At 43.4% G+C, this 15,844-nt stretch carries 16 protein-coding genes; 1 reads left to right on the forward strand and 15 read right to left on the reverse strand.

Annotated features, from left to right (window positions below):
• Nucleotides 1-19: 19 nt before the first annotated feature.
• Both LOZ80_RS25910 and LOZ80_RS25915 read right to left on the reverse strand, forming a co-directional pair.
• Nucleotides 20-3,901 (reverse strand): hypothetical protein, encoded by a 3,882-nt coding sequence (locus tag LOZ80_RS25910; protein WP_238167370.1) that lies wholly within the window; start codon nucleotides 3,899-3,901, stop codon nucleotides 20-22.
• 7 nt (nucleotides 3,902-3,908) lie between these two features.
• On the reverse strand, nucleotides 3,909-5,150 hold the full coding sequence (locus tag LOZ80_RS25915) for a hypothetical protein (RefSeq protein ID WP_238167371.1): 1,242 nt from the start codon (nucleotides 5,148-5,150) through the stop codon (nucleotides 3,909-3,911).
• A 123-nt stretch (nucleotides 5,151-5,273) separates the two neighbouring features.
• On the opposite strand from LOZ80_RS25915, the gene LOZ80_RS25920 reads away from it, so the two are divergent.
• Entirely contained in the window at nucleotides 5,274-5,423 is a 150-nt protein-coding gene (locus LOZ80_RS25920) for a hypothetical protein (protein ID WP_238167372.1), read from the forward strand.
• On the opposite strand, the gene LOZ80_RS25925 is transcribed toward LOZ80_RS25920, so the two are convergent.
• From LOZ80_RS25925 to LOZ80_RS25980, 13 genes are all read right to left on the reverse strand, one after another.
• A complete protein-coding gene (locus tag LOZ80_RS25925; protein WP_238167373.1) occupies nucleotides 5,420-5,584 on the reverse strand; it encodes a hypothetical protein in 165 nt (54 codons plus the stop codon). The genes LOZ80_RS25920 and LOZ80_RS25925 overlap by 4 nt on opposite strands.
• Nucleotides 5,585-5,633: 49 nt before the next feature.
• Nucleotides 5,634-6,131, reverse strand: a complete 498-nt coding sequence (locus tag LOZ80_RS25930; protein WP_238167374.1) for a copper amine oxidase N-terminal domain-containing protein — start codon at nucleotides 6,129-6,131, stop codon at nucleotides 5,634-5,636.
• 38 nt (nucleotides 6,132-6,169) lie between these two features.
• On the reverse strand, nucleotides 6,170-6,883 hold the full coding sequence (locus LOZ80_RS25935; protein WP_238167375.1) for a hypothetical protein: 714 nt from the start codon (nucleotides 6,881-6,883) through the stop codon (nucleotides 6,170-6,172).
• A gap of 26 nt (nucleotides 6,884-6,909) precedes the next feature.
• Entirely contained in the window at nucleotides 6,910-7,626 is a 717-nt protein-coding gene (locus LOZ80_RS25940; protein WP_238167376.1) for an HNH endonuclease, read from the reverse strand.
• Nucleotides 7,623-7,898, reverse strand: coding sequence for a hypothetical protein (locus tag LOZ80_RS25945; protein ID WP_238167377.1), 276 nt, complete (start codon nucleotides 7,896-7,898; stop codon nucleotides 7,623-7,625). The genes LOZ80_RS25940 and LOZ80_RS25945 overlap by 4 nt, the downstream gene beginning before the upstream one ends.
• Nucleotides 7,899-8,024: 126 nt before the next feature.
• Complete coding sequence (locus LOZ80_RS39215; protein ID WP_283214702.1) at nucleotides 8,025-8,159, reverse strand: hypothetical protein; 135 nt, start codon at nucleotides 8,157-8,159, stop codon at nucleotides 8,025-8,027.
• Nucleotides 8,160-8,213: 54 nt separating this feature from the next.
• Nucleotides 8,214-9,623, reverse strand: a complete 1,410-nt coding sequence (locus LOZ80_RS25950) for a hypothetical protein (RefSeq protein ID WP_238167378.1) — start codon at nucleotides 9,621-9,623, stop codon at nucleotides 8,214-8,216.
• A 10-nt stretch (nucleotides 9,624-9,633) separates the two neighbouring features.
• Nucleotides 9,634-11,190, reverse strand: a complete 1,557-nt coding sequence (locus tag LOZ80_RS25955; RefSeq protein ID WP_238167379.1) for a glycosyl hydrolase family 28-related protein — start codon at nucleotides 11,188-11,190, stop codon at nucleotides 9,634-9,636.
• The gene (locus tag LOZ80_RS25960) at nucleotides 11,187-11,774 is read right to left on the reverse strand and encodes a phage adaptor protein (protein WP_238167380.1); all 588 of its coding nucleotides are present in this window, start codon (nucleotides 11,772-11,774) and stop codon (nucleotides 11,187-11,189) included. Before LOZ80_RS25960 ends, LOZ80_RS25955 begins: the two co-directional genes overlap by 4 nt.
• 41 nt (nucleotides 11,775-11,815) lie before the next feature.
• A complete protein-coding gene (locus tag LOZ80_RS25965) occupies nucleotides 11,816-12,097 on the reverse strand; it encodes a hypothetical protein (protein WP_238167381.1) in 282 nt (93 codons plus the stop codon).
• 58 nt (nucleotides 12,098-12,155) lie between these two features.
• Nucleotides 12,156-13,118, reverse strand: coding sequence for a N4-gp56 family major capsid protein (locus LOZ80_RS25970; RefSeq protein WP_238167382.1), 963 nt, complete (start codon nucleotides 13,116-13,118; stop codon nucleotides 12,156-12,158).
• A 16-nt stretch (nucleotides 13,119-13,134) separates the two neighbouring features.
• Nucleotides 13,135-13,923 carry a hypothetical protein gene (locus tag LOZ80_RS25975; RefSeq protein WP_238167383.1) on the reverse strand — a complete coding sequence of 263 codons (789 nt, stop codon included), beginning with the start codon at nucleotides 13,921-13,923 and terminating at the stop codon, nucleotides 13,135-13,137.
• Between the two features lie 68 nt (nucleotides 13,924-13,991).
• Complete coding sequence (locus LOZ80_RS25980) at nucleotides 13,992-15,842, reverse strand: portal protein (protein ID WP_238167384.1); 1,851 nt, start codon at nucleotides 15,840-15,842, stop codon at nucleotides 13,992-13,994.
• Between the last annotated feature and the right edge of the window lie 2 nt (nucleotides 15,843-15,844).

A 15,844-nucleotide genomic window follows, 5' to 3' on the forward strand; every position in this document is an offset into this window, starting at 1 on the left:
CCACCCGTTATCGAGTGGCTTAGTGTAATCCTAATTCTTTTTTCACTTTGTCACGGTACTTCTCTTTTGCTGAAGAGTAGATATCCTTTAACTTCTCAGCTTTCTTGGCATCGGACAATGACGGCGACAAAGCAGATACTTTCTTGATGATCTCGTTCCCAACTTCTTCTTGCAAGCGAGCATACCGTTCGGCAGGGATGGCAATACTTTGCGACACGCCTTTCCTGTCTTTTCCTGAAACTTTCTTATCTGGAGCACTAGGAGCAAGTGTTTTGTCTCCAGTACGATCTATTAGGTCAGTGATGATAGCAGCTGCATCAGTGTAAGGAGCCACTTCAGATTTGTATGGATTCAGATATTGACCAACGGCTCCAGGTGCGTTCATTTTGTTTTGGCCTAGTGTTGTTTTATTAGCTGGCAAGGACTGAGACAACCCGAATCCAGGAGTTCGAGATTTAAAGTAAGCTTTCACATCGGGAAACAATCCATCGTTAAATGGCGTCTTGCGCTGAATGGGATCTTGCCTGCGCGCTTCTTGAGCCAGCATACTTGGGCTAAAGCTTTTAAAGAATGACTCAGCAATACGACTCGGTGCGCCCAAAGCTTTCTCACCGACCGTACCTCCGTAGCTAGGCTGAAACACATCTTGAACACCTTTAAGCGTAGACATTCCATATAGAGATCCAAAAGCATCTGCTCCAGCTTGGGATGCTCTTTCAAGTAATGGTTTGTCTTTATTCTCAGCAAGACTTGCACCAATTGCTGCCGGAAACGCCAATGGCTGCAGCTTATTATAGTCGAATGCAGAATCACCTTTTTGGTACTTGGCCGCTTTCTCGGCTGACTCTGACCCTTCGCCATTAAACATAGCTTGGAGATACCGGGACAACGCGGACGTATTAAAACGATATTTTCCTTTTCCTGCTTGCTCGCGGATATTGTCCACATCTTTGTCCCCACTATCATTGGCTCCGGTGATGATTCCCAACTGCTGCAGATAGTAGCCCAAAGAACCGATGCCAGCGGAACCGGTTAGTCCTAAAGATAATGTTCGGATAGCCTCGCGTTGCGATGCTTGCGATTTACTCGTCAGCTGATATAAACCTTTAACAATACCCGCTGGCGTCAATGTGACAGCAGTAGAAGCTATATTAACTGGTGTGCGAACAAACGGGAAAATAGCATTCACGGCTGGCTTAATCGCATTAGGTGAAGAGTTTAAGAAATTAGCTACTTTCCCGCCCGTTGTATCAGATCGTTGGAATGTGGTGTTTTTCCCAATCCTATCAGCTTGCAATATTGCCTCTTCCGGTGGGTTATTCACAAAGTTTTGGATGTGGTTCTGGATATCTTTTTTGCCTTTAATGCCTTGATTCTTAGCATCCAAGAAGCCTTGTTTTACTATTTCAGAGTCAAATACTGACTTGTAGGTGGCATAGTCAGCACCTTTAGCTACGGCGCCTAATGTGCGTTCAGCTAGGCTAGGAAGAGTGGTTAATGGATTTTTTAAGCTAGGGAAGGCTAGCCCTCTAATCTCATTAGTGCTCTGGATGCCCGCTGGATTAACTCCGTGAAAACCTGCGGATCCTCCAGTCTTACCATGTTTAAAGTAGCGAGCCATGAACTGTAATGGATTAGTCCCATATAAAGTAGTCGTTCTAGGAGTTTTAAGGACCTTGTTCATTGAAATATCAACCATCGTCCCGAGAATATCCGCAGCGTATCCAGTACTCGCCATAATAGGACCAGAAATAGCATTGATTGCCTGCGTACCGCTGTTTAGCAGCATTGCCATGTAACGGATCGCTAGTATCTTATCCCACGGTGACGATTTCTCATAGCTATTAAGGATCTTCTGCATCTCTATATCGGCATCTATTTTTTGGTCACCGGATAGCTTCGTGATTTTCTTCGCCAGTTCGCGCAAAGTATCTATGTCCTTTGGGCTCACCTTTTCATTCTCACGCACATATTTTTCGACGATTTTTTCAGCTAGCGGTTGCTTCTCTCCGCTCACTCTCCGTAACGCCTCATTAGCCTTTGCGATATCTCCCTCACCAACACTTGACGATGATGATTTAAGCAATTTCTGAGCGTTTTGGAATACTTCTGTAGCCGCAGGGCGTATCTGTTCACCAAACATACGGACTAAATCCTCGACGTGTGTAGCGGCCTTTATGGAGCCTCTAGCAATCTGAGCTGCAACGACAATTGCATGGTCTGCCCACTCATTTACTGGTAAACTATTCAGGTTGTTTTTGCGTGCTGCAATGCGCGCTAAAGCGTTCTGTTCTGCTTCGTCCAAGAAGGAAATTACCTTATCGCGCTTACGTGGTTCCTTCAATTCAGCCGGAATATCATCGACTACTCTGATTACCTTGGGTTTAGCTATTTTTTCGGCGCCAGATAGAAAATTTGACAGCTTGTTCAGGTCATCAACACCTACATTTTCGCCACGCTCCAACCGGTTCAGAATTTCGTTGAACTGATTTGCACGAACGCCCGCGCCGGATCTCTCCTGCACTTTGGCGGCGAGCTCCTTGAACTTCACTGAATCAGCTGTTGTTACTGATTTTCCGTTGCGCTCAGCTGTACGAACCAAGTTTAATAGTTGTCCTTCTGGACTTAGCCTGGATATTACTGAAGCTGCTTGAGTGGTCTGTCCGCCTTTGGTTAGATCCTCAGCAAGCTTCTTCGATACGATCAAAGCTCTTTCGTGTTCGCCCAATGCATCAAGCTCCTGCATCAAACGATAGCCGGTTGTAATATGATCGGGACCACCTTTTTCATTAAGGAGGAAGTCTGATTCAGCTTTAGGTAGGTTTTTAACGTTCTCATTCGCTTTTGCGACACTCTCGGCATTCGTAGCAACATCGTATCGTTGATCAGTATTGCGGATCCTACCTTGTAACTCATCCGAAAAATTACCGTTCTCCAATTGGTTTTGGAAGTTTCCGCGGATTCCTTGTTGTCGCGGTAGTGCATCCGGTGCTGAACTTACTTGTGGTGCAGCTTCTGCAATCGGTACTATCGGTTGCTCGGGAATAACGCGCGGTGCGGCAGGCTGTGTTGGTCTGATGTCATCCAAGCGAGTTAATCCACCATTGCCAAAGGATTTACCTACATTCTCGGTGTATCCTCTAGCCACTAGATTGCTTACTGCTGCATCTTCAGCGAATGGTGAAGCTACAGTTCTTGTATTGGCAGCAACGTTCTTTATGGCGTTTCTAGCGAGTCCGGGAGCGATGTCAGCAAGTCGAGTTAATCCTCTTCCTGCTGCTGTTCCTAAAGCACCCAAACCGCCGCCTAGTGCAGCGCCTTCAAGTGCTCCTAAAGCTACTTGACCTGCGCCTGCATTAGGATCATTTTGAACTGCTGCTCCTGCACCTAACGGAAGCCCGGGAAGTGCAAACTTGGAAGCTATTTTACCTGCTGCTGTTTGAGCGAAGTTAGGCAACAATTTCGCCACTCCGCTCTCAGCAGCAGATGTTAATCCAGCCACATTAGCCACGCCTGCACCTGGGAGATAGAAACTACGAGCAAGGTCCGCAAAAGGATCAGTTTTTTCAGCGACGTAATCCAATCCTTTGAGAATAGGACCGATCACGGGTAGAGTTCGCGCCTTGACGCCTCCCATAGCGTTGCTGTCCGTCTTAAAGTGTTTAGGATTATCCTCTGCCTGCATCGTGTCCAGTTGTTTGCGATAGTCATTAGCAAGCGACTGCGCTTCTCTGCTTTCGTTGATCAGTCGACTTTCGTCTGCTTCTGCTGATCCACGAGAATTGATTGACTCTGCTTCTTGCTGATTTCTCAACCGATCAAGCCGTGATAGCTGTGGTTGCGAAGGTTGTGATTGAACTGCTGTCGAACTAGATTTTCTGATATCATCCAACCTGCTCATACATCAATCACTCCTTGAATTTACTATTTATTTCTTTCAGCATTTTTTGAAGAGTAGCTTCGGCAACACCTTCTTGACGGTAAGATTCAACCAGAGCTAACCCTTCGTTTCTATCTGCTATTCTAGGGGCATCAGATAGAAACTCACTGTAAGCCGCATTACTTGCTTCATTGTTTCCGTTTGATGAGCTTTTGCCTTTCAACTGTGTACCTGCAACAACTCCCGGTATACCCGCTGGAGCCACGCCTGTACGATCCCATACATCAAATAGCTGTCCTAGCTGCTGATTACCTGCTTGACGTGCTTCTGCCGCCCAGCCCCGCGCATTGTCTCCACTCATGTTAGCGATGGTTGCCCCTTGCATCTCGGTTTTCAGTTTATTCTCAAACGCCTGTTGTTTTTGGTTATCTGCGTACTGCTGTCCCGGTAAGCTCAATCTGCCTGATTGATCACCTAACAATGCATAATCAGACTTAGGACCAGTACCTAGATCGCCAGTGAGACCAACGGAATCTCTGTACGCATTCCAGTTGTTTTGTTTTACATTCTCCCCATACACATTGTTGCGATAAGCATTGTCTAATCCTCGTTGTTCATTATCTGCTTCGCGTTGGTTTAGATCGCTTAGCGTTCCTGCATATTTAGTAAGGTTGCCAATCTGATCCTGTCCGGCTTGATAGTTAGCCAGCTGCGTGCGGTACTCGTTGTTTAAACCATCGCTGTAGCGGCCATAGGCTTGCTGCATGAGCTGCGGGAGGATCGTATCGTTCACATTTCCGATGGCGCTCTGTTGAATCTGATTCGCTCTGTCGACTGCAACGGAAGAGTTTCCGATACCACGGGAACCTAGTCCAACCATTGCATTATTTGTGGCTGTCTGTGCGCCTGCCTGTGCCTGTCTAAGTGCTGCTTGATAGGAAGGATCAGACTGTGCATCGTATTGAAATGGCGCTGACGTCTGCTTGAACTCAAACGGCTTGGCGTTGACTCTCTGACCAATGGTATCCGCTGTATTATTGATCTGCGCTGTGCGGTTATTGCCGATGCCGCCGATTGCTGTGTTCACCTGATCTGACCACTTCTTAGCCGCGTTGGCACCTTCTGTGTCGCCTGCTGCGCTCTTGCCGCGGTAAACTTCCAAGGCTCGTTGGTACTCGCTCATGCCCGCGTCTTTGTTACCTGCGTAATTAGCCAGGCGTTGGTCCCAAGGAACATTATCATCAACTGGTTTTTTATAGGTTACTGCCATGTGATCACCCTTTCTGGAAATGAAAAAGAGCCTATCTTTTGATAGACTCAATTGTAAATTATCTCCAACCTGATAGAATGATATAGTCACATTTCATTTTATATGGAGGGAGGTGTACTATATATGGCGTTTATTGAAAATCAAGAAATTGCAAAAGCGTTGACACTTGCTGCAATTGATAAGGTTAACATTGGCCTTGACCCAGAAGAGGCAGCTAAAAATGTTGCAACAATGTACCAAATTATATTTGCTGCCGTAAAAGAAAGAACCTAATTCTTAATCGCTGAATAAAGTTCACTAACCCCAGTTATTACCTCTGGTAGGACTCTAATTTCCTCGCCAGAGGCTCCTTTATCACACTTCTCATTAATCCACTTACATAACTTCGATATCGTATTAAGTACTTCCTCTTGGACTTCTGCTTGTTTACTCATTTCGCTTCCTCCTCATAATAAAAGAGCCGCATCAGCGACTCTCGTTTGATTATTTATTTTGCAAAGCAGTAATCTCAGCTTCGTAGCTGGATATTTGCTTTTTTAAAGCATCGATAGTTTTTTGATTTTCATCAGTGGGGAATTCTTTCAAGTCTTTTTCAGCATAAGACAATGAAGCTTTAGAAATATTGATTTTTCTATTTAAATCATCGATTTCCATCTGAATGTCATTACTCGATTTTGTTGGAGTTACAGTTGGCTGTGGTGTATTCTCAGGCACTTTGACAGCTCCCTTCTCTTTCAGTTCAATTCCAAGGTCAGCATTGAATGTAACATCCATGTTTAGAGCCTCGCCTATTACTCGAACGGGTAGGTACGATGTGCCTTGAATTACAGCAGCAGGCGTATCAAGTTGTTTTCCTGAGATCTTTATTGGAAAGCTTCCATCAATTTTTTGACCTACAATACTAACAATATCATCTGCATATGCTGATCCTGCCGCAGTTATTGAAACTCCTACAAGTATTCCTAAAATAAATTTTTTCATAATTTACATCCCCTAATGGTATTTTTAACCATTATACACTATGTGACGTTAGTGATAATACCATTTGTTACCGTAATCGTTCCAAATGTAGGCACGCCTGCCGCAACATTTTTAACATAAGAGAAGGAATTGTTATATGCATTTTGATTGTTGATTCTTATATTAGAACACGACATATTAATAAGATTAGTCGCTCCTAAGTTAAGAGTAGCACCTGAACTTAATGTAATGCTAGCACCACCAACAAGAGTAGCTAATAAAATATCAGGTGAAAGATACTGCATGAATCCTTTTCTTTGTCCTCCACTAAAAAAACTTAACACAGGATTACCGCTTGTTCCGGCTGGGTCAACTCTTATTGATTCACTTATCGTTTGATAAATACCTAGCAAATTTGTACTGTTGTTTATTTCTACCTTAGGAAACCCCGTAGCAGACTGAATAAGAGCCGATACGATGGTAAGTAAACCCGTAGCAAGGTCAAACTTTAACGTGTCAGCAGTGCCGTTATTGGCGACAATTCCATTCGTATCAAGAGTGAAAGATTTCGAACCATTGGCCGCTGATATCTTCACCAAGTTAGCATTTAGTGTTCCCGTATTAATTTTCTCGGCTTTTAAATTCCTGACATTGATATTATCGATATTCCCCTCAGTAAACCATTGCAGTTCCTTCAGCACGCGAGCTACAAGATTTACAAAGTCTTCGAAGCTTATGTCTGCGGGTATCGTTGGTAAATTTATTCCTGACATGTTGCACCTCCAAAATAAAAACACCCTCATAGAGAGTGTTCTTGTTTATACCTTTTCACAGCGTTTGCAGCATCGATAATTTCTTCAAAGTAACCTAAGTGCTTTTGTTTTCCTTTTATTTTAGCAGCAGCAGACCACTTACCGTAATTTTTATGCCAATATACTCCTGGATAACCACTTGAGTTATTAGTTCTTGTAACAATTGGCTTAGTGGTATCATTTAATTTGGATTCCTCTGAAAATGGTAAATGATTATTTCTTGCATGTTCCACAGCAGATTTGGCGTCATTAATATCCGTGAATGAACCAAGATGTTTTTCTTTACCGTTTACATATATCCTGGCTCTCCATCTACTCCTAGGTTTATACCAATATACATTTAATTCACCTGACCTGTTATGAGATCTTGGCTTATTTATGTTTTGGGCATTTTCAGACGGTGTAGCTAATCTTAAATTGGACTTTCGATTATCAAGCGTTTTGTGGTTAATATGATCGACATGGTAACCTTTAGGGGCCGTTAAAATTAGTCTGTGTAGCAAAACCATTTTACCTTTACCTTTGCTTTTAATGATTCCATTGACATACATCCCAGTTCCGCCATTACTAGTAATTCTCCAACTATTCGGAAAGGAGTCAACTAGTTCATAATCTTTTGTATCGATCAAGCAATCATGAACCTCACCTTTAAAAGTAATGAAAATAACAGTCACATCTCCGCGGATCTCATACTTATTTTTCATTTCCTCCCTCCTAGTCCATTGATTTCTTGTTGTAATTGCATACCATCAGAAACACCAATCTTGTATATCTCATACGAATCTGTAAAAGAGTAGTTGTTCATCGCTGCCTCAACAGCTAAAATTAATTCACTATGCTCATCACCTAATAACTTTGCAATCCTATTAAGGCAAGCATCGAACTCCATGCCAGCATCCTGTACGCCTTCTGCCATTGAAGCTTGATCACAAGCTTTAATGTGTGCTTTTAATAATCCATTGTTTAATAATTCCATTGTTATCCTCCTGATTTTGGAGGCAACATCCTAGCGTTGGAGTAGTACTTGGTGTATAATCTAGGTAGGGTGTATGCCCGAGTGAAGCCGTTCCCTAGTCTGCCAGGACTATGATGGGGACGGTTTTTATTTACTTGCTTCATTTCCTTTTCTTGCTAACTCGAATAATGCTGCTGTCCATGATGTAATACCATTTTTCTTTTGATACTCTTCCACTATCTTATCAATCTCAGGTGGAACAGTAATAGATGTGCGTCGCATATGACCTCCTTGGCATATTTCATACACCAATCATACACCACGCATACACCACCGTCAAGCTAATGGCATTGAATCTTCTTCCCTAGCCCATTCATTTATTATGACTGGCCCCGTCCCCGAGAACTTCACTCGCAACCAGTTTCCCATCGCTAATGCCCCCATGTTTAAGGGGATTCTTACACTCTGTAAAGTTCCAGTAATTGTATTACCAACTTGAAACCAATCAGAATCTCCTGTCGATGATCTGCTTACATAAATATTTATCGAGCTGCCAGCAGGAACATCTATTACGATGAACATTCGATACCACCTGATACGCTGGCTCATCGATCCTCCGCTGAATGGTTTGCTGACTCGATTCCATGTGATTGGCGCTCCATTGTCTGTTAAACCGCCAACCTTCCTCACTGTGCCGTCATTATTGCTGATATACATATCAGCACTCATCTTAGCGAAACGGCTCGCTGTGTATCCATTCCAAACCGTCCACATGTCATACTGAGGATCGTAGACGAGGTTTGTATCATTATAGGTCGAACTGTTCATTGGGATAGACACATACAACTTGTTTCCATCTGTACCTAATGTAGCTAAACTGCTTGCAGCAACATTCATATTGTCGATGTACCACTGGACTGGTTCTGAAAAGGATCTGCTCGGCATTACGCCACCCTGGTACTTATAAATCCCTGTACGATGAAGGATGAACATTACATTATTAAACACTACGGAACAATTATTGTTCATGACTCCGACCTCATAAGTCACAGGCACTAAACGATAATCCGAAGGAGCATATCCAAATACCTCATGGATTGAATTTGGCTTAAATACAGTAACATGGTTGATGCCTGCCACAATGCCTGAGATATTCTCCCCTGTAGGTGTTTCGCACACGATGAATCCGCTATCTGCGTCGTCTCCAGCAGCAGTAGTCCAATCATTCGCCTTTCTATAGGCTGTAAATTTAAGCTCGTTACCAACGACACCCCAAAGTCTGTCAGCGTATTGTTCGATAAACTTGAGGCCGCTTGGTGCCGTTGCAAGGTTAGATACACTAGACCCTGTATACACTTTAACTGGATCAACGCCATTCGCTGCAATCAAACTGATATCGCTTAGGTTTCCTTTGAAATTAGTGAAGCTGTAACTTGCTGCGGCATTTAATCCTGTTGCCCCTGTTGACGTCCACACACCACCTGTGTACTTATACCACGTACCGTTTGACACCGCGTGTAACTCACTGTCTTTCCATGCTGCCAACCCGTTTATCGTTGCTGGCATCGCACTTCCGAGTAATGAAAAGCCCGGTCTCACTGAGAGAGCCGGGTACTTTGCCGATGATATATTGCTCATATCTGATGCTTCGTCGTCTCTAATGCTAAAAGGATCAAGCTTGTTGATCCCTTTGAACACTCTTTGTACGATTGGTGGTCTGTTTTTTATGGGAGGAAATTTGTTCATAGTATCCTCCTTATACCGTTATCGGTCCTGCTGAATTTGCAGTATACGCACCACTATTAGGCTTCCAGTTCGTGATGTTTGATGACGAGCCCACCAATTTACCTGATGCTACAGTGTTGCTAAATGAAAATGCGTTTGTAAATAAGTTAAAGTTTGATGTGCCTGTCTCGTTAATTCCGTACCCACTGTTGTTGTTGGTAACGATATTGGAAAACAATCCGGTCGCGGTATTGCTTACATTCAAGCCATCACCAGTGTTGGATTTTAGAGTTAGGTTGGTAATCCTAGCCCCTACACCGCATTGAATGATGGATATTCCATGTGCTGCAGCTGGTGCCCACGGTAATCCTACTCGTCCACCTGCGTAGATGTTATCCATGTGATAATCATTACAACCAAATAGATAATACCCACCTATGCCACAAAGAGATGCAATTAATTGATCAGCTTCGATAAATTGACATCCTGAAAAATAAAAACCATATCCTCCTACTGTATCAGCATCTAATCGATCTAACCAAACGGCTTGGAAGTTAATGAACACGAAACCATGAGAAGCCGCATTGCCTGTACCTGGTCCATAACCGAATGCGTCACACCGTGACATATATAAACCCTGGCCGTTTTCAAAATGAAATGCCTCAAACGTTGGTACTGTAAGATTAGCGGTAAAATCGACAATCGTTTTATGAAAATGATTAAAGGCGTAAAAATCATACAACTTAATGGGAACGCCTCGTGGCAGCGTTATCTTCACGTCATCCACATAACAATCTACTACAATATTTGTTGGATGGTTATCGTCCCGAAATACTGCACACGCATCGACCGCTTCGACATTTGTAATACGTACCTTTCGAATATTTCCTGCAGTTGTGTTAAATCGAAATATTGGTTTTGCTTCGGACGTGGTGTTCGTTCCTAGAATATATAGGTTTTCGATGCTCACATAAGAGCCAATAATGTTGAATGTGGTGTTGTCTGCTGGGATTACAAATACAAGTGTGCCAGGTAGCGCGAATATTCTCTTGTAGTTATTGAGAGTAATTGTAGTTACAGCATACTTGGTTGTTCCATAACTCAAACAAGGCAGAAATACGTTATCATGAAAATTTAGTGCCGCATTGATTGCAGGACCATCGTCTTGTGTATTATCCCCTTTGGCACCGAACCATTGAGGGATAGCATATGGAATGCGAGGCACGCCGCTGACCGTTCCTAAACCACTAAAGATTTGGTAGATACCTGCATCGATGGGGCCGTTTATAGTTACTGTCGCCCCGCTTTTAATGCTAAGTTTAGCTCCGTTTTGTATCCATACAGTAACATTTGACGGAATGGAAAAACTTCCTGTGAGGTATGTCCCTGGAGGAAACACGACAACACCACCTGATATTGCAGCAGCAGTAATGGCTGACGTTATTCTAGGTGTATCATCCTTTACTCCATCCCCTTTTGCGCCATACTGTGGATCTTTCACATTGTAAATAATTGATCCCCATGTACGCTGATTATTGATTGCCGATCCAACTTGAGAGGCTATTAATTCTGTTGCTTGCTGAGTCACAGTAACATACACCCCCCGTATACATCTTGAACTTGTCTGTAATCTGGTTCCTGCTTACCTTTATTAAAATCGTCCATTAGACTATCGATTTGAGTTACAAAGCCATTGGCGATATCGTATTCATTGTAATTTTCTGCGAGTTGTTTGCAGATTCGATAAACGATGAGCATGTGAAAATCATGGTCAAAGTCAGGTATTGCACCTAGATTTGATGAACTCAATACCATTGGTTCCTTATATCTGAATACAACCAAACCACCTGCAACATCCTCGGTAGGAGTTGGATAAACCGCAATACAATTGTCATCCGTAAACCAGTACCAGTTGGTGGATGCTTTACCTTTTATGTTAAGTGAGTCATATTCAATGCCATTAACTACTATATCAATCACTTTTGAAGGTGAGTATGTAATCGGGTAATAGGGGTTATCTGCAAGGAGATCATAAGAAGTTGTAACTATCGGTTTGTAAATAGTACGAAAAAACTCTTTTAGCAACGTGTTAATCTTGCCAATAATGTTATCTTGAGATAATGGATGGGGGTACTTCTCTAATATTTCGTTTAAAATCTCTTGCAATGTCACTACATCATCCCCTTTATACAAAAAAGCCCCAATAAGGGGCATTATCCGTAGACTTGAATGTCTCGGTTTTCAGTGATTTCCATCTTTGATTCAGCTGCAATCGTTTGCTCATAAGCGTGGTTCCAAATATCTGCGATTACGTCCGGAACTTCGAACGCTCTACCGCGCGGAACAGCATAAACGATGCCATTCCATACAATAGGCACAACGTCATCTTTGTTAAGTGGATCGCGTGGAATCATAAGAGTTTTCTTCGGTCTTGCTGCCAATTGTTCTTTTAATGATTGTTCTTCCTGAAATTCTGTTTGTTTTGCTCCTGCCATGTTAGTTCCTCCTCAGATTAAAAGGGACCCGAAGGCCCCTCATGATTAATTTGTTATATTAGGTTGATACTGCGCACTCATAACGAATGATAGCTAGTTGTTGGAGAATAACCGATGTGAAAACAGACTTCCATGCCACAGTATTGAATTGGTTAAGCGGATCTGCTACACCTGAACTTCCAGCTGTGTGAACGATGATTTCAGGCTTGCTTGATCCCTCTACGTCAGGCACACCGTATGCTCCAGCGCCGATCATCAAGTTAAGGTGAACAGGAATACTAGCAGCTCCACCCGTAGGGTCAATCGACACGTTTACAGCCTCGAGGAAGTATACACCGTACAGTTTACCAAGCTCACCATTTTTACGGTTATCCGTGTTTACATATGTGTTCTGGTCTTTCCACTCCTGCATTTGCATCAAATCCAACGCAACGTCAGGTGATACAAACATCAAGTAACCCATAGAACCGTCAGGTAGCTTAATAGGCTTAACCTTGTTCTTTTTCATTGTGCGGCGTAGTTTAAGAATATCAGCAGCGGTAATTTTGTCTCCTGCTGCTACTGTTACACGAGAAGCTTTACTGTTTGCATAAGTAACGTTTGTTCCGGCTGTGATGATATCTCGAACAATAATATCCATCGATTGCCCAGCATTTTCACCCATTAATTCAGCCGTTTCAGTCATAAGCGGATCAAGTCCTACCAGATCAATAAACTCCCCGATTTTAGTCCAGTTACCATACACCTGAACTGTAGCATTTACTGGTGTAATCGACAAATCTACACCATCAGGTGTAACACCCTCTGTGATAGCAGTCGTCGATACAGCAAGGTTGTTCAAACGTCTCCAGTTCGCTGTAGCGCCCTTACGTTTCGGAATATTTTTCTTGTCCCCATAGTTCATGAAAAACAGCTCAGGAGTAAGCCTGTCAAGCATAGCCGTTTGATAAAATGTTGCGTTCTCTGCGGATAACTGATTGACACCAGACCCTGTGTTATATCCCTGTACGTTTGTAGCCATTCATAACATCTCCCTTTTAGTCGAAGCTTGTACGCTTCCCTTGTTTAACTTCCTCAATCATGCGAAGCTGATCTTCCTTAGACATGGCCGCGAATCCCGTTTTATGCTCAACACCGCCAGCACCTAACGAACCGGTTGCGGTTTCCCTGTTTTGCTGAATCTTTCTCAGCGTTTCTGCCTCAGTTTGCTTAGCGATGTTAGAGATTTTGTCCTCGTAAGTAGCTAACTTGTAAGCATCTTCGAGTCTGTAACCTTTGCTGATAGCCAGATCGAATACTTTCTCTTGGTGCTGTTCAAAGTCAGGGAATCTCGCTTTTAAATCTGCGATATCAGAGTTAATCTGAACTTGTAGACGCTCCTGACGAAGCGCTTCTTTTTCCTGCTCAAACTGAGCAATTTGTTTCTTCATCGGCTCTAGGTGATCGCGAATAACGCTCTCATCAACACCTAATTTTGCTGCTTCTTCTTGGATTTTCAGTTGATGTTCATGCTCATCGAGCGCCTTCATGTAATCATTGTGGCTATCAAATCCATAATGTTTGGCGATTCGTTCAAGGTTCTGTTGATAGGTCTCAGCTTCTTTTGCGCGTTCCGCTACCTTGTCATAGTTCAAACCTTTCTGAATCCAAGTAGGCGCTTCTTCTTCTGGAATGAAGCGATCCTCCTTGTTGTACTTCACTGTTAACCCTTTAGGAGCTTCCTGTGTGGCGGCAGGAGTGTTTGCCTGTTCGGTTTGAGTAGAAGTCTCTATTGGCGTTTCTGATACCTGTAATGCTGATTCGCTATGGTTGGCGATGTCTTCCATGTTATTTCCTCCTGTTCAGCTATGGTTGGCTGAATATTTTTGGATATAGCAAAGGCCAAAGGACTAAACTACCTCTGGCCTGCTGATGCTGTTTGTTTCATTGCTTCTTTTTGTAGATCAGTTTGACTTTGCAGTTCTGCTTTCTTCATGTCGTGCTGATTATCCACTTCTTTCAAAGCCATATCCTGTTTGAATTGCTCCTGCGGATCTTGAATCTGTGCAGATGCTTGCGCTTGTTGTTGCTGCTGAGTGAACTGCTGGATCATTTGTTGCTGCACCTCAGGCGGCGAATTCATATACATCTGTTGCTGTTCTGGCGGCATTTGCATGACAATCTGCATGTTCTGCGCTTCCTTTTGCTTTTCGATCTTCTTGAGCAGTCGATCCTTGAATGGGATAACATTCTGGGGCGCAAACTCCAAATAATCTTCCAAGCTGATGTACTGACCATCGAATAGCTTATCGAGAGAGCTCATCATCAATTCTTCTGAGTACTGGGACGAAGGGCCGATATCAATTTTTAGGTTCATATCAACATCTTTGTAGTTAGATCCGTTGAACTCAGCGGGGTATTCCTTCCCATCGTCGTTCTTCAACGTGACCTTGCGAGTCGTGTTGTACTTGACCTTCCAAAACTCTTCCCATATACGTCCAATGTCTTCAATGGCTCGGTAGAAGCGCTTTTTAATCGACTCAATTGGCACGCCTGCTGCTTTTTGAAGCAACATAATAGCCGAAGCATTGAGTTGACCTTTACCGACATCGCCCGTAGAGGCATCCTGAGCAGAGGAAAGAGACTTCGTATACTCCATAAAGGAATCTACAAGTCCCATAGCTAGATTTGTACTACTGCCAGGAGTCAGATACTTTACTCCGTCACCTTGACCTGGAGGAGTTTTATCAGCAATCATCTCACCAGGTGTATTTGTGACCTTGTTTGGATCAATAGCACCATCCTTATAAACCAACTTAGGCCATCCTGTAAGCTGCACAGATAGCAACTGCATAGCCATGAGGAAGTTAATCGCCTTTTGATTAGGGATGATACCCTCTGTGTCTCCTACGCCAAATATGGACTTCTTACGTCGTTCCCACTGCATGACAACGATTGGATACAACTTCATGTTAGTTGGCGTTTTAGGCTTCACTATGATGCTGCCACATACCTTTGTAAAGTAAATCATGCCTTTCTCGCGCCAGTACTTGGTAAGCACCGTTGTCTTCGTGCTATCGGTTAGTTCAACCTTCGCTCGATCATAGCCCTCATTGTTCGTGTCGCTATCCGGCTTGATCAAATCAACCAAATGCTGCGGCACCTTATTGGCTATGGCCTGTTCCTTAACCGAATCAACCTCGTCTCGGAAGCTTATAAGTATGTATGGCTGCTTCTGCACTCTCCGTTCCTGAGGATTCCCAAAGAAAATGTTCAGTGGATCAATTGTCTCACCACACATATCACCTTCGTACGGTAGTTCCTTGCCGCCTGTAATGTCGCTATCCCAGTAGTAATGCCAAATGCCTGTTCCAAGATTAGAAGCACTCTCCAAGGCTTCCTCGTTGAGCTCATCCTGTTTGATCTTTTCCCAAGCCGTGTCTGAGTAACGAGTAAACTTGTCCGCAGCTTCTGTTTCGATTGTTTCTTGCTGTTCACTTTCAGGACCATCACCTGCCATCTCTTCTGGAGAGAACAGCATTTTAACATTCTCATTCATCACTGTTGATACTTTGTGGTTCTCAATGTATCGAATGATGTTAAACACGGGCCTAGGAAGGTTCTCGGTGCGCTTTGTCACTGGCGGCCACTGTATACCTGCTTTGAACCTCTCATACTCCGGCCATAGATCTAGGAATCCCATACGCTTGATGTAGGCTAACCCATAGGTGTAGTTTTTCTGTACCTTCGATCCTTCTTGCATCATGC

This window comes from Paenibacillus sp. HWE-109 (assembly GCF_022163125.1).
GTDB lineage: Bacteria > Bacillota > Bacilli > Paenibacillales > NBRC-103111 > Paenibacillus_E.